Origin of the sequence: Nonomuraea sp. NPDC026600 (genome assembly GCF_040638335.1) — a bacterium.
Lineage (GTDB): Bacteria > Actinomycetota > Actinomycetes > Streptosporangiales > Streptosporangiaceae > Nonomuraea.
On sequence record NZ_JBEZYD010000041.1, the window covers coordinates 25328 to 46644 of the forward strand.

General features: G+C 66.1%; 20 protein-coding genes. 9 read left to right on the top strand and 11 right to left on the bottom strand.

Annotation, left to right across the window (positions count from 1 at the left end):
* Positions 1 to 50: 50 nt before the first annotated feature.
* Genes AB0F17_RS53850 through AB0F17_RS53860 form a run of 3 tightly spaced genes read right to left on the bottom strand, consistent with a single transcriptional unit; the run spans position 51 to position 2976 of the window.
* Positions 51 to 428: a hypothetical protein gene (locus tag AB0F17_RS53850; protein WP_358041021.1), complete on the bottom strand. Its 378-nt coding sequence runs from the start codon at positions 426 to 428 to the stop codon at positions 51 to 53.
* 57 nt (positions 429 to 485) lie between these two features.
* Positions 486 to 1694, bottom strand: a complete 1209-nt coding sequence (locus tag AB0F17_RS53855; protein ID WP_358041024.1) for a 4Fe-4S binding protein — start codon at positions 1692 to 1694, stop codon at positions 486 to 488.
* Positions 1695 to 1719: 25 nt separating this feature from the next.
* Positions 1720 to 2976, bottom strand: coding sequence for a cytochrome P450 (locus AB0F17_RS53860; RefSeq protein ID WP_358041027.1), 1257 nt, complete (start codon positions 2974 to 2976; stop codon positions 1720 to 1722).
* 277 nt (positions 2977 to 3253) lie between these two features.
* Between AB0F17_RS53860 and AB0F17_RS53865 the strand changes: the two genes are divergently transcribed.
* Complete coding sequence (locus AB0F17_RS53865) at positions 3254 to 4738, top strand: flavin reductase (protein WP_358041030.1); 1485 nt, start codon at positions 3254 to 3256, stop codon at positions 4736 to 4738.
* Between the two features lie 196 nt (positions 4739 to 4934).
* Entirely contained in the window at positions 4935 to 5483 is a 549-nt protein-coding gene (locus AB0F17_RS53870) for a TetR family transcriptional regulator (RefSeq protein WP_358041034.1), read from the top strand.
* A gap of 80 nt (positions 5484 to 5563) precedes the next feature.
* On the opposite strand, the gene AB0F17_RS53875 is transcribed toward AB0F17_RS53870, so the two are convergent.
* The 3 genes from AB0F17_RS53875 to AB0F17_RS53885 form a co-directional block, all read right to left on the bottom strand.
* On the bottom strand, positions 5564 to 5956 hold the full coding sequence (locus AB0F17_RS53875; RefSeq protein WP_358041037.1) for a Rid family hydrolase: 393 nt from the start codon (positions 5954 to 5956) through the stop codon (positions 5564 to 5566).
* Positions 5957 to 6043: 87 nt separating this feature from the next.
* Positions 6044 to 6760, bottom strand: a complete 717-nt coding sequence (locus tag AB0F17_RS53880; protein ID WP_358041040.1) for an IclR family transcriptional regulator — start codon at positions 6758 to 6760, stop codon at positions 6044 to 6046.
* An 85-nt stretch (positions 6761 to 6845) separates the two neighbouring features.
* On the bottom strand, positions 6846 to 7685 hold the full coding sequence (locus AB0F17_RS53885) for a hypothetical protein (RefSeq protein ID WP_358041043.1): 840 nt from the start codon (positions 7683 to 7685) through the stop codon (positions 6846 to 6848).
* A gap of 122 nt (positions 7686 to 7807) precedes the next feature.
* On the opposite strand from AB0F17_RS53885, the gene AB0F17_RS53890 reads away from it, so the two are divergent.
* From AB0F17_RS53890 to AB0F17_RS53915, 6 genes are all read left to right on the top strand, one after another.
* Positions 7808 to 8770, top strand: coding sequence for an MBL fold metallo-hydrolase (locus AB0F17_RS53890; protein ID WP_358041281.1), 963 nt, complete (start codon positions 7808 to 7810; stop codon positions 8768 to 8770).
* Between the two features lie 4 nt (positions 8771 to 8774).
* A complete protein-coding gene (locus tag AB0F17_RS53895) occupies positions 8775 to 10457 on the top strand; it encodes an FAD-dependent monooxygenase (RefSeq protein WP_358041045.1) in 1683 nt (560 codons plus the stop codon).
* A gap of 37 nt (positions 10458 to 10494) precedes the next feature.
* Entirely contained in the window at positions 10495 to 11826 is a 1332-nt protein-coding gene (gene hmgA, locus AB0F17_RS53900; protein WP_358041048.1) for a homogentisate 1,2-dioxygenase, read from the top strand.
* 70 nt (positions 11827 to 11896) lie between these two features.
* Entirely contained in the window at positions 11897 to 12184 is a 288-nt protein-coding gene (locus AB0F17_RS53905) for a hypothetical protein (RefSeq protein ID WP_358041051.1), read from the top strand.
* Position 12185: 1 nt separating this feature from the next.
* Positions 12186 to 13346 carry a fumarylacetoacetate hydrolase family protein gene (locus AB0F17_RS53910; protein WP_358041054.1) on the top strand — a complete coding sequence of 387 codons (1161 nt, stop codon included), beginning with the start codon at positions 12186 to 12188 and terminating at the stop codon, positions 13344 to 13346.
* Between the two features lie 22 nt (positions 13347 to 13368).
* Positions 13369 to 14424, top strand: coding sequence for a hypothetical protein (locus AB0F17_RS53915; protein WP_358041057.1), 1056 nt, complete (start codon positions 13369 to 13371; stop codon positions 14422 to 14424).
* On the opposite strand, the gene AB0F17_RS53920 is transcribed toward AB0F17_RS53915, so the two are convergent.
* The gene (locus tag AB0F17_RS53920; RefSeq protein WP_358041060.1) at positions 14418 to 14978 is read right to left on the bottom strand and encodes a TetR family transcriptional regulator; all 561 of its coding nucleotides are present in this window, start codon (positions 14976 to 14978) and stop codon (positions 14418 to 14420) included. The genes AB0F17_RS53915 and AB0F17_RS53920 overlap by 7 nt on opposite strands.
* Positions 14979 to 15218: 240 nt before the next feature.
* Between AB0F17_RS53920 and AB0F17_RS53925 the strand changes: the two genes are divergently transcribed.
* Complete coding sequence (locus tag AB0F17_RS53925; protein WP_358041063.1) at positions 15219 to 16700, top strand: APC family permease; 1482 nt, start codon at positions 15219 to 15221, stop codon at positions 16698 to 16700.
* 126 nt (positions 16701 to 16826) lie between these two features.
* On the opposite strand, the gene AB0F17_RS53930 is transcribed toward AB0F17_RS53925, so the two are convergent.
* The 4 genes from AB0F17_RS53930 to AB0F17_RS53945 all read right to left on the bottom strand — a co-directional run bounded on the left by AB0F17_RS53930 (position 16827) and on the right by AB0F17_RS53945 (position 21242).
* Positions 16827 to 18191: an FAD-dependent oxidoreductase gene (locus AB0F17_RS53930; protein ID WP_358041066.1), complete on the bottom strand. Its 1365-nt coding sequence runs from the start codon at positions 18189 to 18191 to the stop codon at positions 16827 to 16829.
* On the bottom strand, positions 18188 to 19501 hold the full coding sequence (locus AB0F17_RS53935) for an LLM class flavin-dependent oxidoreductase (protein ID WP_358041069.1): 1314 nt from the start codon (positions 19499 to 19501) through the stop codon (positions 18188 to 18190). The genes AB0F17_RS53930 and AB0F17_RS53935 overlap by 4 nt, the downstream gene beginning before the upstream one ends.
* 8 nt (positions 19502 to 19509) lie before the next feature.
* Positions 19510 to 20358, bottom strand: coding sequence for an alpha/beta hydrolase (locus AB0F17_RS53940; RefSeq protein ID WP_358041072.1), 849 nt, complete (start codon positions 20356 to 20358; stop codon positions 19510 to 19512).
* A 110-nt stretch (positions 20359 to 20468) separates the two neighbouring features.
* Positions 20469 to 21242 carry an alpha/beta fold hydrolase gene (locus AB0F17_RS53945; protein WP_358041075.1) on the bottom strand — a complete coding sequence of 258 codons (774 nt, stop codon included), beginning with the start codon at positions 21240 to 21242 and terminating at the stop codon, positions 20469 to 20471.
* Between the last annotated feature and the right edge of the window lie 75 nt (positions 21243 to 21317).

The window sequence follows — 21317 nt, forward strand, 5'->3', positions numbered from 1 at the left end:
ACCGGACCGAGGTCCTTCATCCACGCCGGATTGCGGCCCGGAGCTCCTGCTCAGAGATCAGCTTGACTCGGGGGCGCGCTTTGCGCGCCAAGTTCACGCTCGCGCTCGTCAATCAGACGCCATCCCTGGAGGTCGACGTGGTTCGGGAGCGCATCGCCAATACCCTCGGAGGGCAGGGGCGGCGTGCCCAGCCGACCTTCCTGATAATCATCCAACAGGGCGGCCACGGTGTCCTTGGCGCACTTCTTGTTGGTGCCGATGACTCCTGAGGGTCCGCGCTTGATCCAACCGGTGACGTACGAACCATCGATGTGTTCACCCGTGGCTGGGTCGACAATGCGGCCTTCCGCGTTGGGAATGATCCCGCGGGACTCGTCGAAGGGGACACCAGGGACGGGCTTTCCGCGGAATCCGACCGACCGGAACACCACACCACAGCCGAGGACATCGGCCGCTTCGGCAGCGACCGCCGTGAGCCCGCCGCTTTAGTTCGGCACGAGCCTCGTCCGCCGGAACTTCACGCCCTCGACACGATTGCGGCCGACGATCTCGGTCGGAGCGGAAAGGAACCGCAGCGTGACCCGGCGCCCCGCACTTGCGGGTCTCTTGCTCGCGATGGCTGTCAGCATCCGCACTTTGGACAGCGGGACGGAACCGTCGGCCATGCCAAGTGCGTCACGGCTTGTCTCGTCGAGGCTGACGTCGTCCGGGTCGACACAGACCTCGACCCCTGGAGTCTGCGTCAGGCTGAGCAGTTCCTTGCGCGTGAACGCGGCTTCGGCCGGCCCGCGGCGACCGACGACCACCACTTCTCGGATCTTGCTGGTGCGCAGCTTCTCGAGGGCATGGTCGGCGATGTCGCTCTTGGCCAGGCGATCGGGGTCGGAGGCGAGGATGCGGGCCACGTCGAAGGCAACGTTTCCGTTGCCGATGATGACGGCGCGCTCGGACGAAAGATCGAAGTTGAGATCGGCGAAGTCCGGGTGGCCGTTGTACCAGCCGACGAACGCAGCCGCGGAGTGACTGCCTCGCAGTTGCTCGCCGGGGATGCCGAGCTCTCGGTCGGAGAGCGCCCCGGCGGCGACGATCACCGCGTGGTAACGCTGATGCAGTTCCTCCATGGTGAGGTCCACACCGATCTCGGTGTTCAGGAACAGCCGGAACCCACTCCGACGCGTGGTGGCAGCGAAGCTGCGCGCAGCGTCTTTGGTGTCCTGATGATCCGGAGCCACGCCGAACCGGACCAGCCCCCCAGGAGTCAGCAGACGCTCGAACATGTCGACGTTGACGTCGATCCTGCGCTGGGAGAGAAGCTCCTGGGCGGCATAGAACGCGGCGGGCCCGGACCCAACGAGGGCCACCCGCAGCACCTCGCCTGCCTTGTCATCCCAGCGTCGCGGCCAGGGCAATTCGGGGTTCTCCTCATAGTCTCGACGCCCAGGGCCCGTGAACCAGTGGGCGCTGATGTCGGCGTACGGCGCCTGGGCGGGCGTGAGGTCATAGTCGGCCGAGATCGCCCCGACGGGACACGCGAGCACGCACGCGCCGCAATCTACGCACGATTTCGGGTCGATGTAGAGCATTTCGGTGGTGCCGTAGTCCGGCTCGTCAGGCGTGGGGTGGATGCAGTTGACGGGGCACACGGGGATGCATGAGGCGTCGCTGCAGCATGAGCGGGTGATGACGTACGTCATGGTCGGTGTTCTCCTGGTGCCGTCGTCAGCTGACCGCGCGGAAGGTCAGGTGGACGGCGGTCGGGACGCGGAAGCCGAAGCTGAGTTCGGGGAGAAGATCGCTGTGCGCGTCGTCGAGGCGGATGTCCTCAAGACGGTCGAGCAGCTTGTTGACGGTGACGTCGGCTTGGAGCTTGGCCATGTCGGCGCCTGCGCAGCGGTGCACTCCGCGACCGAGTGTGAGGTGGTTGCGTTCGATGTTGGGGCGGTCGATGTCGAAGACTTCTGGGCTGGAGAACTCGGCTGGGTCGTGGTTGGCCGCGACCGAGGCGACCAGTACCAGCGAGCCGGCGGGCACGTCGACCTCGCCGATGGTGGTGTTCTCGACACACTGCCGGAACAGCCAAGGCAGCGGGCTGTCGAAGCGGAGGCTTTCGTTGGCAAGAGAGCGGATCAGGCTCCGGTCCTTTCTAACGCGCTCCTGCAGTTCGGGGTCGCGGCCGAGCCGTGCGGCGATGTCGGCGAGGTGGCCGCCCATAGCATGGTCGGCCCCGAAGATCGTGACCGCGAGGTGCTTGGCGAGGGCGTTGACATCGAGGGCGCCGTCCTGCGCCTTTTGGTACTGCACGAGCTCAGAGACGTAGTCACCCTCGATCGGGTTTGCCTCTCTTGCACGAAGCAGTTCGACGTTGAGGTTGAGCAGGTCGACCCAGGATTGGCGCAGCTCCTCGATCTGCTCGTCGGTCTGGGCGGGGTTGTTGTCGTTCTCGGTGAGGGCGCGTGAGAGTCGCTTGACCATGGCGTCCGCGGCGTCCGGCAGTCCCATGATCTGGCGGACGAGATGGGTGGGCATCCGGTCGGTGAGCTGGGCCCGGATGTCGCAGTGGCCATCAGCGATGAAGGCGTCGATCAGCCGGTCAACTTCGGCCTCGATGATGGGCCGGAACGATTCGAGTTTCTCTCGGGTCACCAGCTTGAGAACCCAGGAGCGCTTGATCTTGTGATCGGCGCCGTCGGAGAAGAAGACGTTGTACGCCTCATGGAAGGTCGGGACCTCAGGTGCCGGCGACGGCTCCTGGTTGTTGTCGAAGGCCGGGAGGACACCGGAGAGATTGTTGACGAAGATCTCGGGCCGCAGCAGCACCGAGGTCGCCTCCTTCCAGCTGGTGACGACGAACATCGGCGGCTCGCCGTCGCCGGCATCGGCGTACCGATGGACCGGCGCGGTCTCGCGCAGCTCCTTGAAGTAAGCGAACGGGCAGCGCACCGTCTCCTCGCTCGGCGGGCACGTCGTGCAGTCCATCGTCGGCTCCATGCCCCCTCCCGGGTCTCACTATGGACATCTGTCCACAACGTGGTGATGCTAGCTCTCGCCGCATTCCGCTGCAATGGGGAAGCTCGACCTTTTCCAGGGACGTCATGCCGGGCTCATTGATCGCGAGCCCACGTGCTCGATGACGAGCACTCACTCTGGGTCGTCTCACGCGCGAAGGCGCAGCACTCTAGACGGGTTTCACCAGAAGACTCTATGTTGTACACCTGTACAATGCAGGATAATCCACCTTTCCGGGAGCTAGCCAATGTTCCTGACCATCTCTGTCAGCGGCGTACTGCTTCATGAGCGCACCGACACCAAGGCCCTCAAAGCCGTGGCCGCACAGGGCACCACAATCGAGACCATCGACCGGGAGCTCCGAGCAAGAGGCTTCGGCCATCTTGACGAGGCCGGCGAGCACGCGTGGCTCTCGGTCGAGACTCTTCGTGCCCACGCGACCGCGCCTGGCGGGACCTCGCTCGATGAGTACGGGGCAATGATCGCCTTCGCCGAGAAGCATGGCTGGGTTCAGGACGGATATGTGCGCGCCCACCTCGAGCTCGCCGTCTCCGAGTTCCGTGCTTCCGCGCCGGAGCAGCGCCGCAAGTGGTGGCGGAGCGTGCTGGGCGAGTACCCGACCGGCGTTGCCATCATTTCGGCGCTTGACGGTGCCGGTCATCCTCAGGGGCTCGTGGTCGGCACCTTCACGTCGGTCTCAATGGATCCGCCTCTGGTGTCCTACATGCCAATGCGCACCTCTCGGTCCTATTCGGCGGTGGCGAACGCCGAGCGGTTCCGCGTCAGCGTGCTCGGCACAGGGCATGAAGACCTCTGCCGTTCCTTCGCCTCGGCTCCGCCTGAGCGTCGCTTCGAGGTGGGCAGCTGGCTGTACGACCAGAACGGACTCCCTCGCCTGGCCGACTCGGTCATCTGGTTCGACTGCGTACGCACCCAGACCATCGAGGCCGGTGACCACGACATCGTGCTCGGCGAGGTAGAGGACCTCGGGTTCGGCTCCGGCGGCGGCACGATGCCGATGCTTTTCCTCAAGGGAGGCTATGGGTCGTTCACCATGCCGCGACTGGAATTCGACGCCCAGCACCTCGGCTCCCATCTCCGCGTTGCCAGCCAGATGGGCGACGTCGTGCAGGCGCTCGCCGAGAGCATCGACGCCATGGTCACGCTCTGTTCTCTGACGCAGGACAGCGTTGTGGTCCTGACCGCGGCCAATCTTCGCCCTTCCCCCGCACAGGTGTTCCCGGTCGGCAGCACGTTCCCCTTCGCGGCGCCGCTGGGTGTCGTGTTCGCCGCTTGGGGCGACGAAGGGCGCGAGTCGATGTGGCAGAAGTCGGGGCGCGCCTTCGGCTTCGCCGACGACAAGGTCCTCAAGCAGATGCTCCAGCGTGTACGCGAGCGCGGCTACGCGGTGAGCGTCGGACCGGCAATGGCAGAGCAGTTCGAGCAAACCATCTCCGACCCGGCTCAGGGCGACGCCGATCTTGCCGAGCTCTGGGCTGCCGTAGCGCGCGACTACGCCGATCTCGGAGAGAACTCTGATTGGGCGGGCCACGTAAGCTCGATCCAGGTCCCGATCTTCGAGGCCGGCGGAGAGGCGAACCTCGCGCTCGCTGTCTCGGGCCTGCCACGGGGCCTGAACCAGCAGGATCTCGACCGAATCGCCGGCGAATGCAAGCGAGTCGCATCCCAGCTATCAGCCATGATCGGGGGCTCCAGTACCGAGGCCGCATGACATTCCCTGCATCCATCTCAGACTGCAACGCCGGCTCGTTGCGGGTTTGCTGCGGCCGTGGCCGGCCGGCTCGTAGGGACGTAGTTGAGCGGAGGGCGCCAGATCACGCGGATCCAAGCGTGTGCGAGCACGTGGACGGCGTAACGAGGGTGTTCCAGCGTCCGAGTCCGCCGGCCAGTCCTCATATGCTCGGACGGTGGACAAGCCGACACGTCGGGCACCCGACAACGCCAAGCGTGACCTGATCCTCGACGCCGCCGCCCGAGTTCTGGCCCAGCAGGGTGTACGCGCATTCACCCACCGGGCGGTGGCCGCCGAGGCCGGCGTCCCTCTCGGATTGACGACCTACTACTTCAAGGACCGCGAAGAGCTCCTGGCCTCTGCCATACGCAAGGCACGGGCTGCGACCGAGGCCGAAGTCGCCGTGACCATTCGCGAGTTGATCGACCAGTGGGGGCCGGCCGAAGGCCTTGCTCGATACATTGAAGACGAGACCACCCGTCGGCTCGATACCCTGATCATGGACTACCGCCTCTACATGAGTGCGCTCTATCAGCCTGACCTGCAAAGCGAAATCGCCACGTGGCATCCCGGGCCGCTGCTTGCGAACTACGTCGATGAAGTCGCGGCTTCCTATCTGGGATACCTGGTGGAGGGCTATCTCATCCACGCGGTGGTCAATTCGCGGTCGTTCTCAGCGGCGGAGGTGCAGCCCGCCTTCGAGAGGGTCCTTACCGGCAACTGATCATCCGTCCCGGACGCGATATGGGGTAGCGCCCTTCGTGCGGCGCCACCCCATGTGACTCTTGACTCAGCAGACGGCGATCAGAGGCTGGACTCGCGTGTGGCGCCCCTGTGTGCCCATGCCTCGAACTCGACGACCATGCGGGGATCAGCGAGCTCCGTGATCGTCATAGCCGCCGATGCCGGCGCGGGCGAGCCCACGAAGTCCCGCAGAGCGGCGTCAACGATGGGCAGAACCTCACGGCTGGTGACGTAAGGCTTGAACCAGACGATCTCCTCCACCGAGCTCCCGGCCTGTGCCAGGAGAGCCGCGACGGCCTCCAGCGCGTCCTTGACCTGCGCCTCGGGGTCCTCGGCGATGGAGCCGTCGGAGTGGTGGCCACCCACCCCGCTGACCAGGACCCACTCGTCGTTGCTCGCCGACATCGAGAACGGATGCGGCACCGGCGGGTTGAACATCTTCCACGTACTCATGCGAGTCGCCTTCCTCACACCTCAACTTTCTTGTACAACTGTACAAGGAGCCAGACGTTATCGGTCGCCGAAGGCGGGAGTCAACTATCAGCCGACGTACTGGTGGTACTCGCTCTGGATCTGCGCAGAGGCTGACTGCAGCCCGTCGACATGCCGCTCCAGTCCGTGCGCTCGGTTGACGGGCGTAAGGATCGCGAGGCTGCCGATGGCCACCCCGTTCACCCCCAGGACTGGCACGGCGATGCCATGCACGCCCATCTGGAGTTCATCGTGCGAGAGTGCATAGCCGTGGCTTCGAATGGCCTTGAGGTCCTCGGCGACACGCTCCGGATCGTCCGCGTTCCTTACGATCTTGGCGGCGGTCTCGGTGGGCAGGAACGCAAGGATGGCTCGACCACTCGCACCGGAGTTCAGTGGGTGGCGCGAGCCGATGCGATGCCTTACCTGCACAACGTGCTCGGTTGCTACCGCTTCCCCCAAGACGACGGCCTGAGCACCGTCGACGACGTGAAGGACGACCGTCTCCCCTGCGTCGTGGGCTACCTTGCTCATGATCGGGACGGCAACGGCGCGCAGGTCCGGCTCGATCGTACTGGCGATTCGGACGAGCGCCGCTCCGGGGCGGTAGTTGACGCCCTGGCGCAGAACGAAGCCGCGTGCGGCGAGGGTCTTGAGAAGCCGGTGAACCACTGTCCGGTTCAGGTCAAGTCTCTGACAGAGCTCCGTAGGGCTCAGCGGCTCGCCTTTGCCGAGTTCCTCAAGGATACGAAGGGCATGGTCTGCGGTCTGCGCGATCTCGGACACACTGTTCAGCGTACCGTTATTCGGACTCCGATCCCGCGACTACTTCCGATGCTCGGAACATCCCGGTCCTCGTGTCGACGCGCCTTCAGGCGAGAAGACCCAAGTCAGCCAAGTCGCCCAGCGGTTCCATGATGCTGCACGACCCGTAGGAGACGAATCTCTCGCGCGCGGCCAGGAGGTCGGGCGGGAATGCGGCCTTGACCTCGCCTGCGATCGCGCCGGGATCGCGCTGCGCTACGACGTCAACGAGATCTTCGAGTTTGGCGCCTCTGGACGCGCGCAGCGTCGCGAGCAGGATGTTGAGGTAGCCATGGTGCTCAAACCCCGTGCTCCCGCCGGTGTGCCGGATGGCGTTGTGGAGACCCGCGGTGCACTTGAACGGCACATCAAGCGCGACCGCCGTTTGGATCCAGGTTGCGACCTCCAGATCGGCCGGGAAGGCAGATGCCTCGGTCCCGCCGGTGCGGAACTTGAAGCGCGCCCCGTGCCTTGCTATTGCCTGCGCGGTGGCAGGCCACTCAGCGTGTCCCGGTCGCGGGGCCTCGACGTAGACGGCGACGCCAGATGGACGCTTCTCGGCGGCGACGCGCACCTGCTCGGGCAGTGATCGCTTGGGATCCAACTTGACTTCGATCGCCATAAGGTTCAGCAGGCCGACTGAGGTATGAGAGACGACCGGCACGATGGCCTCCGGGTCGGGGACCACGACGCTGAGGTCGAGCCCGTCCGGATAGAGCGAGGGCGTGACCAGGGCCACGACACTGGGCAGGTCTTTCGCGGAGACCACCAGTGGGCCGACCAGATTTGCGTGCTCGGAGCGCATGTGCTGCGCATGGTCAGCCACCGCCGCAGGAAGCGGCGCAAGGCCCGGAGGGAAGATCGCGGCATCATCCACCAGGCCGCGGAAGCTCAATGGGATCGACACCCCGCAACCTTACCGCGCCGTTCCGGAATATGAACTCATGTGACCGAATATCGGGCTAGCACTTCCGCGACGTGGTCGTGTGCCCTATATTCGAACTCAGTGTTCCGTATATAGGGATAGGAATCATGACCAAGTCGTTCGCGTCATCCGCCGACCTCTCCGCCACGGAGCAGACCCTCGAGGTGCTAGCTCCCGGCGTTTACGGGCTCACAGCCGAGGGAGACCCGAATCTCGGGGCCATCGAGGGCGAGAACTTCCTGGTCTGCTTTGAAGCTCTCGCCACCCCGACTGCGGCCCGCAAGTGGCTCGCCAAGCTCCGCGAGCACACCGACAAGCCCATCCGCTACCTGGTCCTGTCTCACTACCACGCGGTCCGGGTCCTGGGCGCCAGTGCCTTCGACGCGGACATCATCGTCGCCCACGAGGCGACCAAACTCCTGATCGAGGAACGCGGCAAGCAGGACTGGGAGTCGGAGTTCGGACGCATGCCCCGGCTGTTCGACGACCCCGGCTCCATCCCGGGCCTGACATGGCCGACCGTTACCTTCAACGACACCTTCACCATCGACCTCGGCGGCGATCGTGGCGATCTGGTCTTGCAGCACCTCGGCCGCGGGCACACCGCCGGCGACATCGTCGCGTGGCTGCCCCAGCAGAAGATCCTCTTCGCCGGCGACCTCGTCGAGGCCCAGGCAGCGCTCTACACCGGCGACGCCTTCCACCAGGAGTGGTCGACCATCACCCTCGACCGCATCGCCGCCCTTGGCGCCGAGCAGCTGGTCGGTGGCCGTGGTGCTGTGGCCCGCGGTAGTGCTGCAGTCGAAGCGGCCATCAGCCAGACCCGGGGGTTCCTGACGACGATGATCGACCAGGTCAGAGCAGTCCAGGAGCGGAGCGGCACCCTCAAAGAGGCTTTCGAGGCCACCCACGCGGCGCTTGCGCCGAAGTTCGGGGCGTGGCCGATCTTCGAGCACTGTCTGCCGTTCGATGTCTCCCGGTTGTGGGACGAGCTCAGCGGCGTCGACTGGCCCGCCATCTGGACCGCGGAGCGCGACCGCGCCGTCTGGGACCAGCTGCAGGACTGAACCGATGACGACCTCTTTCGACGGAGCGCCTGTCCTCGTCCTGGGCAATGGGCCAGTCGGTCAGACGGCCGCGCTCCTTCTCGCCCGCTGGGGCATCCCGGCCGTCGTCGTCGATGGCCGCCCCGAGCGGGACCTGACCGGCTCCAAGGCGATCGTTCAGCAGCGCGACGTCCTCGACATCTGGGAGAGCGTGGGCGCCGGCGCCGAGATCGCCCGTAGGGGCCTGACGTGGAGCACGTCGCGGACGTTCTACCGGGACTCCGAATTGTTCAGCGTCGACTTCGCCGATCGAGGGCGCTCGCCGTTCCCGCCGTTCGTGAACATCTCCCAGGCCGAGACCGAGGCGATCCTCGATGCGCGCATCGCCTCGGAGCCGCTCGTCGACGTGCGATGGGGACACCGGGTCACCGGCATCGCCCAAGACGGGCACGGAGTCAGCGTCACGTGTGCCACGACGAGCGGAGAGGTCGTCGTCCGCGGTTCGTACGCGATCGCCGCCACCGGCCCGCGCTGCGACGACATTCGCGCCATGCTCGGCCTCAGCTTCGGCGGCGAGTCTTTCGAGGACCACTTCCTCATCTGTGACATCCGTACCACCCTGCCGGGATGGGAGAAGGAACGACGCTTCTACTTCGATCCGCCGTGGAACCCCGGCCGCCAGGTCCTCATCCACCCCTGTCCCGATTCGACTTTCCGTATCGACTGGCAGGTGCCACCGGGATTCGACCTCGCCGCCGAAGAAGCCTGCGGCGGTCTGGACGACCGCATCAGGAAGGTCATCGGCCCGCGGCCCTACGAGATCGTGTGGAAGTCGGTCTATCGCTTCCACTCCCGGGTCGTGGACAGGATGCGGGTCGGCCGGGTGCTCGTGGCCGGCGACGCGGCCCATCTGGTCTCGCCCTTCGGCGCCCGCGGGCTCAATTCGGGCGTCCAGGACGCCGAGAACGCAGCGTGGAAGCTCGCCTTCGTGCTCCATGACTGGGCACCAGAGACGTTGCTTGACAGCTACCACGACGAGAGGCACGCGGCGGCCCTGGAGAACATCGACGTGACCGGGGCGACCATGCGGTTCCTGGTGCCCACCGGCGACGAGCAGATGCGCCACCGCCTCGCGGTCCTCCAGAGCGCCCGAACCGACGAGGTCGCACGCGCCAAGGTCGACTCCGGCCGACTGGCCGAGCCGTTCTGGTACGTCGACTCACCACTGACCACACCCGATGAATCGCATCCTTTCGCCGGTCGACCTGCCCGGGGCGAAGTGCCAATGCCCGGACCGGGTGTCCTGGTGCCGGACCTTCCCCTCTCCGCCGCCGAGGGCGAAGGTCGTCTCAGAGTCCTTGCACGTAGCGGCGTTGCCGTGCTCTACGGCGGCTCTGTGGATCCCTCGGACGTCGCGACCGCTCTCGAAGACATCCCAGGTCCCGTCGGCGCACACGCCGTAAAGGATCTCGCTCGCGAGGCCGCGGTCGTGCTCGGCATCGCTCCAGATGAGGTCTGGGTCCTCCGGCCCGACGGATACGTCGCGGCGGTCCTGCACGCACCCCACATAGCCGACATCACCGGAGCTGTGGGCCGCGCCCTTGGCCATCGGCCCGCGATCACGACCGGTCGCCAAGCACACAAGCGACGACCCATCGTTGTTTCGAACAACGAACAAAGCCAACCGGTTATCAAGCCAATCACGTGACCAGCGCTATTTCCCACTCCGCCAAAGGAGGGCACCCATGACCAGCCTCGAGGCCCCGGCCGACCTCACCACAACTCAGCCGACTGCCCAGTTGTGCTATCTCGCCGGATTCGGCAACCAGCACGTCACCGAGGCCGTCCCTGGCGCTCTCCCGGAGGGCCGTAACAGCCCGCAGCGGGCCCCGCTGGGCCTGTACGCCGAGCAGATCAGCGGCACTGCCTTCACCGCGCCCCGACACGACAACCGACGCACCTGGGTCTACCGCATCCGCCCGTCCGCCAAGCACGGTCACTACCGTCAGGTCGCCGGTAACCTGCTTGCCAGCCCGATCAACAACCCCTCCCCTGAGCCCAACCGGCTGCGGTGGGACGCCTTCGAGCTGCCTGCGGCGCCCAAGACGTTCGTGGAGTCGATGTTCACCATCGGCGGCACGGGCGACGTCCGCGCCCAGGACGGCGTAGCCATCCACATGTACCTGGCGACGAAGTCGATGGACCGCGAGTACTTCGTCAACAGCGACGGCGAGATGCTCCTGGTTCCCCAGCAAGGCCGGCTCCGCGTCGCCACCGAGCTGGGCCTCCTCGACGTCCGCCCGGGCGAGATCGTGGTCGTCCCGCGCGGCATCCGGTTCAAGGTCGAGCTTCCCGACGGCACGGCTCGCGGCTACATCCTCGAGAACTACGGTCACCTGTTCACGCTGCCCGAGCTCGGCCCCATCGGCGCGAACGGCCTGGCCAACCACCGAGACTTCCTCTCCCCGGTCTCCGCTTTCGAGGACCACGACGAAGACGTCGTGCTCTACCAGAAATACCTGGGCAACCTATGGGCCGCCGACTACGACCATTCCCCGCTGGATGTCGTCGGCTGGCACGGCAACTACGCGCCCTACAAGTACGACCTGGGCAAGTTCATGGCCATCGGCACCATCTCCTTCGACCACCCCGACCCGTCGATCTTCACGGTGCTCACCTCACCCAGCGGCAAGCCCGGCACGGCGAACGCCGACTTCGTGATCTTCCCGCCGCGCTGGCTGGTCGGTGAGAACACCTTCCGCCCGCCGTGGTTCCACCGCAACATCATGAGCGAGTTCATGGGCCTGGTCCATGGCGTCTACGACGCCAAGGCCGAAGGCTTCGTCCCCGGCGGCGCCAGCCTGCACAACTGCTTCACCTCCCATGGCCCCGACCGCGAGACCTACGACGTCGCCAGCACGATCGACCTCAAGCCGCACAAGGTCGACGACACCCTCGCCTTCATGTTCGAGATCAGGCTCCCGATCATCGTCTCCGAGCAGGCCATGACGGCACCCAACCTCCAGACCGGGTACGACGAGGTCTGGAACGGCATCGAGCGCCACTTCACCCGCTGAGATACACGTCCGCACATCCAGTGGCTGAAGACATCCCGACGCCACCCATCACACGAGGAAGCAAACCGGCATGACCGCAGTCGAGGTCGTTACTATCCGGCCCAAACAAGGTGCGCTGCCGCGCCTCAAGGAGCTTCGGCGCACCATGCTCGCCGAATATCACGCCCGGCACCCTGAGGTGACGACGCAGTGGTATGAGCAGGAGGACGGCTCCATCGTCGACATTTGGATCTGGCCCGACCGGGCCTCGGGAGAGGCCGCGCTGGGCGATCCGACCACCTCGCCGACGTTCACCAACGAATGGCAGCCACTCGTCGAGGTGATCTCATTCCACTGGGCGACTCCGGTGGGAGCCTGAAATGACGGTGGACTTTGGAACTCGCACGCTGCCCTACGGCGTCTTCCGGCCCGCGGGACACGACCCGCGAATCGGGGTCGCAGTCGGTGAGCTCGTCCTCGACCTCTCCGACCTGATCGACTCCCCTGCCGAGTTCGCCCAGCCCAGCCTCAACGCCTTCATGTCCCGCGGCCCTTCACGCTGGCAGGAGGTCCGCTCCGCGGTGACTGCCCGCGTCGCGGCAGGCGTGGAAGCCGGCCAGGGCGGCGTCTACAGGATCCAGGACGTGGAGGTCCTGCTCCCCATCGAGGTGGCCGACTTCGTCGACTTCTTCTCCGGCATCGAGCATGCCACCAACATGGGCCACATCCTTCGCCCAGAGGACAAGGACCCGCTCAAGCCGAACTATCGCTCCCTCCCGGTCGGCTACCACGGCCGAGCCGGAACCGTGATTCCCTCCGGCGTCGACGTCGTACGCCCCAGCGGCCAGGTCAACACTGCCGACGGTGTCGCCTTCCAGCCCAGCGCGCGGCTCGACATCGAGGTCGAGCTCGGGTATGTGATAGGGGCCCCCTCCCAGCTCGGCACACCCGTGAAGGCAAGCGAGTTCCGAGACCACGTCTTCGGCGTCGTCATCCTCATCGACTGGAGCGCACGCGACATCCAGGCGTGGGAGTATCAGCCACTCGGACCTTTCCTGGCGAAATCCTTCGCCACCACGATCAGCCACTGGGTCGTCCCGCTGGACGCGCTGGACGATGCCTGGGTCGACGGCCCTGCTCAGGAGCCTGCCGTGCTGTCGTACTTGCAGACCACAGAACCACGCAATCCAGACATCCTGCTAGAATTCGAGCTGAACGGGAAAGTCCTCACTCGGCCTGAAGCCGGTCTCCTGTACTGGTCCCCCGCCCAGCAACTGGCCCACATGGTCCGCAACGGAGCATCACTGCGCACTGGCGACCTCTACGGCACCGGCACGATCTCCTCCTTCGACCAGGGCGCGATGGGATCCCTCATGGAGATCTCCTGGGGGGGAACAAAGGAGATCGACCTCGGTGCGGCCGGTAGCCGGACGTTCCTGCAAGACGGAGACCAGGTGGTTCTACGAGCCACCATCGCCAGCGACCCCACACGTCCGCTCGGCGAGGCCACGGCCACGATCCTCCCTGCGATCGCCGAGTAGCGCCAGATGAGAAGGACGTGACATGTCGAATCCCGTGATTTCCGTCCACCCCGCCGCCGGCAAGCCCGCCGCTACCCGCGTCATCATCGTCGGCCTCGGCCATCACGGTCTGCTGCTCGCCTCGCAGATCGTCGAACGCGGCTATGACCTCGTCGGCGCGGTCGAGGTCAACGACCTGGTGGGGCAACCGTTGTCAGCGATCGTCCCAGGCGCCAAGGAAGGTGCGATCGTCCACGCGTCGCCGGCCGAGGCTTCCGGCACGCTCCCCGATGTCGCCGTTCTGGCCGCCACCGTGCCGACCACCGTTGCCGTCGAGCTCGCGCGCGAACTCCTCGCCGCAGGCGTCAACGTCGTGGCACTGCCGGCCGAGCTCTTCGACCCCGAACAGTCCTGGCAGCCCGAGCTCGACGCGCTCGGCAAGAAGACTGGGGCAACGCTGCTGGCCACAGGCGTGCAAGACACCTGGTGGGTCCACATGCCCGCGCTGGCGGCAGGCTCCTCCAGCAACATCTCCCGCATCGCCGTCGAACACGTGGTCGATGTCAACACGCTCTCGATGGACGTGGCCAGCTTCCTCGGAATCGGCCGGCCGCCCGATGCGACCTCCGCGTCTGGACCGCAGCCGTACGTCGCCGGCGAAGGGGAGGCAGTGCTCGGTGCCGCGCTTCAGGAAGCCGCCCGGCTCATCGGCCTGACGCCCACGTGCACGACGCTCTCGGCAGAGCCCGTCCTGGCCGGCGAGCCGGTCAGGTGGACCGCCGGCAACCGGACGATCATGCCCGGGCGCATCATCGGAACCAAAGAGCGCACCCTGATCGAGACCGCGCAGGGGGTCGCCCTGGAAGGAACGCTGCACACCGTCATCCTCACCGACGACCAGCAGCCCTCCGACCGGTTGACGATCGACGGCACCCCTCGGCTGGTCCTGGAACACCGGCCATTCCCGGGCGAGCAGATCACCAACATCGCCGTTCTCAACCGCATCCCCGACGTGATCGTAGCACCAGGTGGCGTGATGGGCGCCTCCCAGCTTCCGGCGGCCAGACCCTGGCTCGGACTGACACGAAGAGCTCATTGATGAACGATGCGCTGGAAGGCCGGAAAGGTGCCGTCGGCTGGAAGCCGCCGGTCGAAGACGACCGCCTGCACGAGAAGGCCCTCGATGTGATCTGTCAGCATCCTGGCGGTCGCGTCATCAGCGAACCGGCGCATCAGATTGAAGGAGTCCTCGATCCAGCGACCGGCAGCAGACCTGAGTGCCGGCTTGCGCCTGGCGGCGAGGAAGATTTCGTAGTCCAGGATCAGCTGCTCACGGTGATCCGTGGTGAGCACCTCCACGAACCGAGCCAGCGCAGAGGCCAGATCGTCTTGCGGCCGCTCGGCAAGGAAGATCGCCTCGACGACGGCCGTACTGCGCTCCTCCGCCGATTCGATGGCCGCCAACAACAACTCGTCCTTGCTGGCGAAGTGATAGGTCGTCGATCCGACCTGCACGTCGGCCTCCGCAGCCACCGCACGGTGGGTCAGTGACTCGATTCCGTCGCGTGCCAGCACTCGCAGCGCCGCGTCTGCGATTCGCGCACGCCGCTCGGGGTCATAGCGCCGCGAACGGCGCCTGGTCGTATCCTTCACGCCGGGGACGCTACCAATCCCTCCCTCGGGCATCTAAGCGTCCCTATCCCTTATCCCTTGCGTCAAGGGCGCAGAACCGTGGCCCACAGCAAGCCTCGGCGCCTCTGACGAGGAGTCTCCCGGGCAGCGACCAGGGAAAAACCTAATTACCTTGTTCTCTTCACAACTACATGCGTATTCGTTTAATGTCTGGGATCAGCATCGCGGTTCACTAGCAGCTCAACCCCCAAGGAGCCTGGCGTGGCCAATACCGAACAGATCACCACCGGGCCGCCGACGGTCAGGCGGACACTCAGCACCTGGAAGATCATCGTGCTGATCATCGCGACGATGACGCCGCTCTCCGCGACGGCTGGAACGCTCCCACTCGGGCTCGCGTTCGGTGGTCCGTCGACGGCGCTGATGTTCATCGTCGCCGGCGTCATCGTCGGCATCTTCTGCATCGGCTACGCCCAGATGGTCCGGCGGATCAACCGTCCCGGCGCCTTCTACAACTACATCACCCGAGGCCTGGGCCGTCCTGCCGGAGTAGGCGCGGCGATGATCGCCGTGGTGGGCTACCCCGTCGGCCTCGTCGCGACCGCCGCCGTCCAGGCGATCGTCGCCCACGAGGTGCTCTCCTCCACCCTCAACGTCAACATCGATTGGCAGTGGCTGCTGCTGATCAGCACGGTCATCACCGCCTTGTTCGCGTGGCGGCAGATCGACTTCAACGCCAAGGTCGTCAGCGTCGTCGTCGTGGTCGAGGTGGTCGCCATCCTGGTGCTCGCGATCGCGATCATCGTCAAGCACGGCTCGTCCGCCATCCCGCTCGACGTCTTCTCCTGGAGCACCCTGGAGATCGGCGACTGGAAGGTGGCCCTGGTCTTCGCGATCCTGTGCTTCCAGGGCTACGAGGCGGGCGCGCTGTACTCGCCGGAGGCCAAGGACCCCGAGCGCACTGTCCCGCGTGCGCTGTACGGCGCCCTGATCATCCTGACCGGTGTACTCGCCTTCGAGTCCTGGACGCTGACCGGTCTCGCCGGGCGCCACGAGCTCATGGACACCGTCCAGCAGCAGGGCTTCGTCGGATTCATCTTCGGTACCGTGCAGGAGAGCCTCGGGACGGCCGGTCTGAACATCTTCGCGATCTGCGTCCTGGTCGCACAGCTCGCGTGCGCGATCGGCATCACCAGCTTCATGGGCCGCTACCTCAACGGCCTGGCCAAGGACAGAGTCCTGCCGAGCTTCCTGGCCAAGGACAACAAGCACGGGGCGCCCGGCACGGCGGTTCTGCTCCTGTCGGGGCTGGGGCTGGTCGTGCCGCTGATCCTCAGCGCCGTCGGCATCGACCCCTACACCCAGCTCGCCGCCGTCGGCTTCGGGCTGGGCGCGCTCGCCGCGACCGCGCTCCAGGGCCTCGCCTCGGCGTCCGTGATCGCGTTCTTCCTCCGAGAGGGAGCCGGGAACCTCAACATCTGGAAGCGTCTGATCGCACCGGCGCTCGCGACGGTGCTCCTGATCACTGCGTTCGTGACCGAGATCCAGTCGTTCACCTACATCACCGGCAACCAGGAGACGTGGACGAAGGCAATCCCGTGGATTCTGCCGCTCGTCTTCGTCATCGGGCTCGGGGTCGCCTTCTACTTCAAGGCCAACAGGCCGGATGTCTACGACGGTCTCGCATCTGGTGACAGCGCCGAGGAGGCGGCTGCGCTTCGCGCAGGCCGGGTGGAGGTCTGACGCTCTCACCGCAACCAAAGCCACGGCCGGGGTGGACACCACCCCGGCCGTGACTTTTCTGTGCTCGCATGAACCAGCCGGCTGTACCGGCGGACGGACCACAGTTGCGGATGAGAGGAAACGCAGTCAGTCGAGGACGACCTTGACCGCGGTGGCTGCCGCAGTGCGACCAGCGAGGACAGCGCCTTCCATCCAGTCTTTCTCGCCGTTGTCGGCCCCGGCCCACACGATTCGGCCGACCGCAGGATGCAGGGTGTGCCCGACCGATGTCAGGACGCCGGGAGGCAACTGCGTACTACAGCCTCGTGACCAGCGGTCGCCGGCCCAGGAGAACGCGTAGAACTCCTTGGCTGCGCGCGCCCTCTCACCGAAGGCGCGAGCGAAGAGGTCAAGGACGTATGCTTCGATGCCTCCGGGCCTGGCCTCGGCCTCCACCAGCGCAGGCGCGGTCTGACTGCTCTCGAAGTAGAAGGCCAGCAGGACGCCTTCGGAGCCGTCGGCCGGCGAGACGTCGATGACCAACGGCAGCGGACCGGGTGCGATGGCCATGCCGGCCAAGCCGTCCTCGCGCCAGAAGGGCGTGTCGTAGAAGGCGATGTACTTGCCGCCGTGCCCGGCCAGCCAACGCGATTGCAGACGGGCCCGGTCAGCCGGCAACGGGGGGATGAACTCCAGCGACGCGGCCTGTCCGGGCTCCATCGCGACCACGACGGTGCGTGCTGTCGTGGTCCCGCGATCGTGACGCACCGTGACTTGGTCGCCGTTCTGCTCGATCGTCCGGACTGCGGTGCTCAGGTGGATCTTGTCACTGAGCCGCTCTGCGAGACGACGCGGTATCTGAGCGCTGCCGCCGATGAATCGGCCGCTGAGATCGTGTGAGGCCTCCCAGCCACCGGCTCGGGAGACCCCCCACAGCAGAGACAGGAACGAGGCCTCGTGGAGGCTTCCGTAAGCGACGAGGTCGCTGCTCATTGCGGCTCGGGCGTCAGCGTTGGCGACGTTGCCCTCCAGCCAGGTGTTGATGCTGATCGAATCCCAGCTCCGGGCGCGGTGTGCCTGCCAAGGGGCTGCGGGTGGGACGGTCAGGGCGAGTTCGTCGATGGCGGCGACGGCGGCTTCGTAAGCAGCGCCGGCCTCTCCATCGTCCTCGAACGGGTATGCCTCGACGACCCGTCCGGTCGGCGTCAGACGGACGATGGCGCCGGCACCCGCGGCATCGGGATCGGCTGCTTGCTCGACCTCTATCCCGAGACTGGAGGCGAGCAACCGGAGTTGGGTCTGCCAGGCTCCGGTGAACTCGCCGCCGGTCATGATCTCCTGGCCGTTGGGTCGTTGTGCGCCGTGGACGCGCCCACCGATCCGGTCGCGGGATTCGAGGACGAGCACGTCCTCGATTCCGGCGGCTCGTAGCTCGGTGGCCGCGACCAGGCCCGACAGTCCTGCCCCGACCACCACGACCGAAGCGTGTCCGGGGACGGCGTGGAGGGTCACGCCTTCGGGCTCCAGGGCTCGATGACCGTCCGTGCCTCGGCGACGTGGGCGGTCTGGGCGTTGACCAGTCCGTCACCGAAGGTGACCAGCGGCGCCGGGGTCTCGCCGCGCTTCGCGCCATACTCGGCCAGCGAGTTGAAGCCCTGCGTCTCCGGACCCTTCTTGGTGCTCTGGCGCAGCTTGGGGAGCACCTCTTCGGCGAAGAGCTGCAGGGTCTTGTTCGCGAGCCACTCCGGCTTGGTGTCGGCCATCGGGTCGAGCAGCACACGGCCGGGGCCGACGCGCTCCAGCATGGCCTCCATCTGCTTCAGCACGGTCTCAGGGGAGCCGACGATGAGGGTCCCGTTCTCGATCGCGCGGTCGAAGGTGCTCTTGTCGGTGGACTCGCTGCGGTACCCGCCGCCGAGAACTCCGCGCATCGATCCGGCAGTCAGGTAGGCGGGCGGGAAGTTGTCGTGGAACGGCGACAGGAAGAAGTTCTGCGAGGTCCACAGCGAGTGAGCCTCGGCTTCGAGGCGCGCCTGCTCGTCGGTCTCGGCGACGTGGACGGAGACCATGGACCACACCTGCTTGGGGGCGGCGGTGTAGCCCTCGGCCTCGCAGAGGCGGCGAAGCTTGTCGGCGGCCTTCCACATCGCGTCCTGGGAGAGAGCACCGACGGCCTGGTAGCCGTAGCGCTGCTTGGCAACCATCTCGAGGGTTTCCTGCGAACCGCCGCCGAGGATGACGATGTCCGGCTTGTCCTGCAGCGGTCGCGGCCACAGGTTCACGTAGGGGATCTGGTAGAACTCACCGAACCACTCAAACGGCCCATCGTGGGTAAGCGCCTTGATGAAGAGGTCGTGTGCCTCCCGGTAGCGCGCGCGTGCGGTGGCGGGGTTGACCGCGCCGATGGAGTGGTACTGCATGCCGTGACCCATCGGCAGACCCAGCAGGAGCCGTCCCCGGGACATGATGTCGAGCGCCGCGTACTCCTCCGCCATGCGTAGTGGCGTCAGGTAGCCGTTGATGATCGGGCCGACCACGCCGATCTTGATGGACTTGGTCTGTGCGGCGACGTAGGCACCGGCGAGCATCGGGTTGCCGAGCAGGCCGATCGGGCCGTTGTGCTGCTCGCTGACCACCCCGCCGTCGTACCCGAGCTCCTCCAGCGAGACGAAGGTACGCAGCTGGCGCTCCAGAACCCGCTGGCCCTCGGCCTTGTCGTAGACGGAGTTGGGCAGGTCGATGTAGTTGGAGCCCCTCTTGGGGGCGTACGGCACCTGGGGGTAGGCGCCGTTGAGCATGACGAAGAATTCGCGGTCGGTCATCTCGGTCCTCACTTCTCCTGACACGCGGCGACGTGCGCGGTGATGAGCGCCGCGACCTCGACGGGCTGCTCGATGGTCATGGCGTAGGAGCTCGGCTCGCCGTTCGGACCCGCGAGCTTCTCCAGGTGTGCTCCGGGAATCAGTTCCGCGTATCGTGCGGCGGCGCTTCGGCCGCCGATCTGGTCCTCTTCCGGCGCGATCACCAGGGTTGGCACGGCGACCCGCCCCAGCCGGTGCGGCAGCTGCACGTCGAAACGGTTGGTCCAGGTCATAAGCGCGTGCGCGGTGGAGTCGCGGTAGGAGTCGAGGGTGTCCTCCGGAAAGCCCTTGAGCTCGAAGGCCTCCTTGAACTGGTCCTGGCGACCGTTGAACTCAGCGGCGTGAAGATCCTCGGCGGACTTGCGGAACAAGTCGATCAGCGGCTCGTCATCGGCTCGCAAGCCCGACGGGGCGATCAAGGTCAGCGAGGAGAAGCGGCTCGGGTAGTAAGTGGCGAGATGGGCCGCGAGACGCGCTCCCAGTCCGTGGCCGGCCAGGTGGATCTTCTTCGACTCCGAACCCTCACCGAGGGCGGCGATGAAGGCGTCGTAGTGCTGGACGTAGTCGGTGAAGTCGCGGTAGTAGGCCGGCAGAGTGGTGTCACCGAAGCCGGGGTGCTCGGGCGCGACCACGTTCAGGGTCTTGGCGAGCGTGGCGTACAACGGCAGCCACTGTCGGGTGAAGCCCACGCCGTGCAGAAACAGAAGCGTCTCTCCGTCCCCATCGCGACGGACCGCGACCTCGAGGTCGTAGACCTTCAGACGCTCAGCCTCACGACGGTACGTCCAGTCCAGCGCCGATGTCGTGGTGTCGGTCATCGCCTTCCTTTCTCAGCAGGGCTCAATCGTTCCGATAATGAGCACAGGGAAACCGGATATCGGCACACTATCCCGCCGGGACCTACTTGTACAGATGTACAAGGTAAAAGTCAGACCTTGTCGGCAAGCTCCCGCACTCGTGCGGCGATCCGGTGCGGCTCCTGCACGACGAGCAGGTGTCCCGTGGGCCGTTCGGCTCCCTCGATCCGGATTACGTCAGGGTTGCCGAGCGCAGCGGCCCACTGCTGGGAGATCTCCGGGCCGAACAGCCGGTCCTCGTCCGGCACCAGAATCTGGGCCGAGGCCTTCACGCGCGCCAGCTGACGGTAGAGCGTTGTCGGCAGTTCAAGTCCCAGGGCGTCGACGGGCGGGGCTGCGTACCTGTCGCCGTCGTCATCACCGAGCAGATCGCCGTTGTCATCGGCGTGCCGGAAGTCTGGATAGTCGGCCTGATTGCCGTTGAAGAGGACTTCGTCGAAGTCGAAGTCAGCGGGAACTTCCTCTGGCACCTCGAACGGTGGGTTGATCGTCGGCAGAGGGCCGGGCGCGATGAGCGTGAGGCTGCGGATCCGGTCAGGGAAGGTTGCGGCGAAGGAGCCGGCCAGCAGTCCGCCGAAGGAATGGCCGACCAGATCCAACCGCCCGGAAAGGCCGAGTTCGTCGAGGAAGTCGGCATAGTGCAGCACGAGGTCGTGGATCGACCGGTACCAGCGAGGCCGAGGGGTCTGTCCGAAGCCCGGGTGCTCGGGGGCGATCAGGTCATGGTCAGAGGCGAGTTCCTCATGCAGCTCGAGCCACCGGCAAGTGAGGCCCGCCCCGTGCAGGTACAGCAGTCGTCTGCCCTCGCCCTTGCGCCGGTAGGCGGTGCGAACCTCGCGCACCATGACGAAGGTCGGCTCGACATCAGCCTTCGACGACATCAGCGGTTCCCCTATATTCGTGTGCGGTTGTGCCGCGGT

Excerpts from the sequence above, each read along its gene's own strand:
- AB0F17_RS53945 (WP_358041075.1), bottom strand. The coding sequence starts at position 21,242 with ATGGTGCGCGAGGTTCGCACCGCCTACCGGCGCAAGGGCGAGGGCAGA.
- hmgA (WP_358041048.1), top strand. The coding sequence starts at position 10,495 with ATGACCAGCCTCGAGGCCCCGGCCGACCTCACCACAACTCAGCCGACT.
- AB0F17_RS53910 (WP_358041054.1), top strand. The coding sequence starts at position 12,186 with ATGACGGTGGACTTTGGAACTCGCACGCTGCCCTACGGCGTCTTCCGG.
- AB0F17_RS53865 (WP_358041030.1), top strand. The coding sequence starts at position 3,254 with ATGTTCCTGACCATCTCTGTCAGCGGCGTACTGCTTCATGAGCGCACC.
- AB0F17_RS53935 (WP_358041069.1), bottom strand. The coding sequence starts at position 19,501 with ATGACCGACCGCGAATTCTTCGTCATGCTCAACGGCGCCTACCCCCAG.
- AB0F17_RS53895 (WP_358041045.1), top strand. The coding sequence starts at position 8,775 with ATGACGACCTCTTTCGACGGAGCGCCTGTCCTCGTCCTGGGCAATGGG.
- AB0F17_RS53875 (WP_358041037.1), bottom strand. The coding sequence starts at position 5,956 with ATGAGTACGTGGAAGATGTTCAACCCGCCGGTGCCGCATCCGTTCTCG.
- AB0F17_RS53905 (WP_358041051.1), top strand. The coding sequence starts at position 11,897 with ATGACCGCAGTCGAGGTCGTTACTATCCGGCCCAAACAAGGTGCGCTG.
- AB0F17_RS53915 (WP_358041057.1), top strand. The coding sequence starts at position 13,369 with ATGTCGAATCCCGTGATTTCCGTCCACCCCGCCGCCGGCAAGCCCGCC.
- AB0F17_RS53940 (WP_358041072.1), bottom strand. The coding sequence starts at position 20,358 with ATGACCGACACCACGACATCGGCGCTGGACTGGACGTACCGTCGTGAG.
- AB0F17_RS53860 (WP_358041027.1), bottom strand. The coding sequence starts at position 2,976 with ATGGACTGCACGACGTGCCCGCCGAGCGAGGAGACGGTGCGCTGCCCG.
- AB0F17_RS53855 (WP_358041024.1), bottom strand. The coding sequence starts at position 1,694 with ATGACGTACGTCATCACCCGCTCATGCTGCAGCGACGCCTCATGCATC.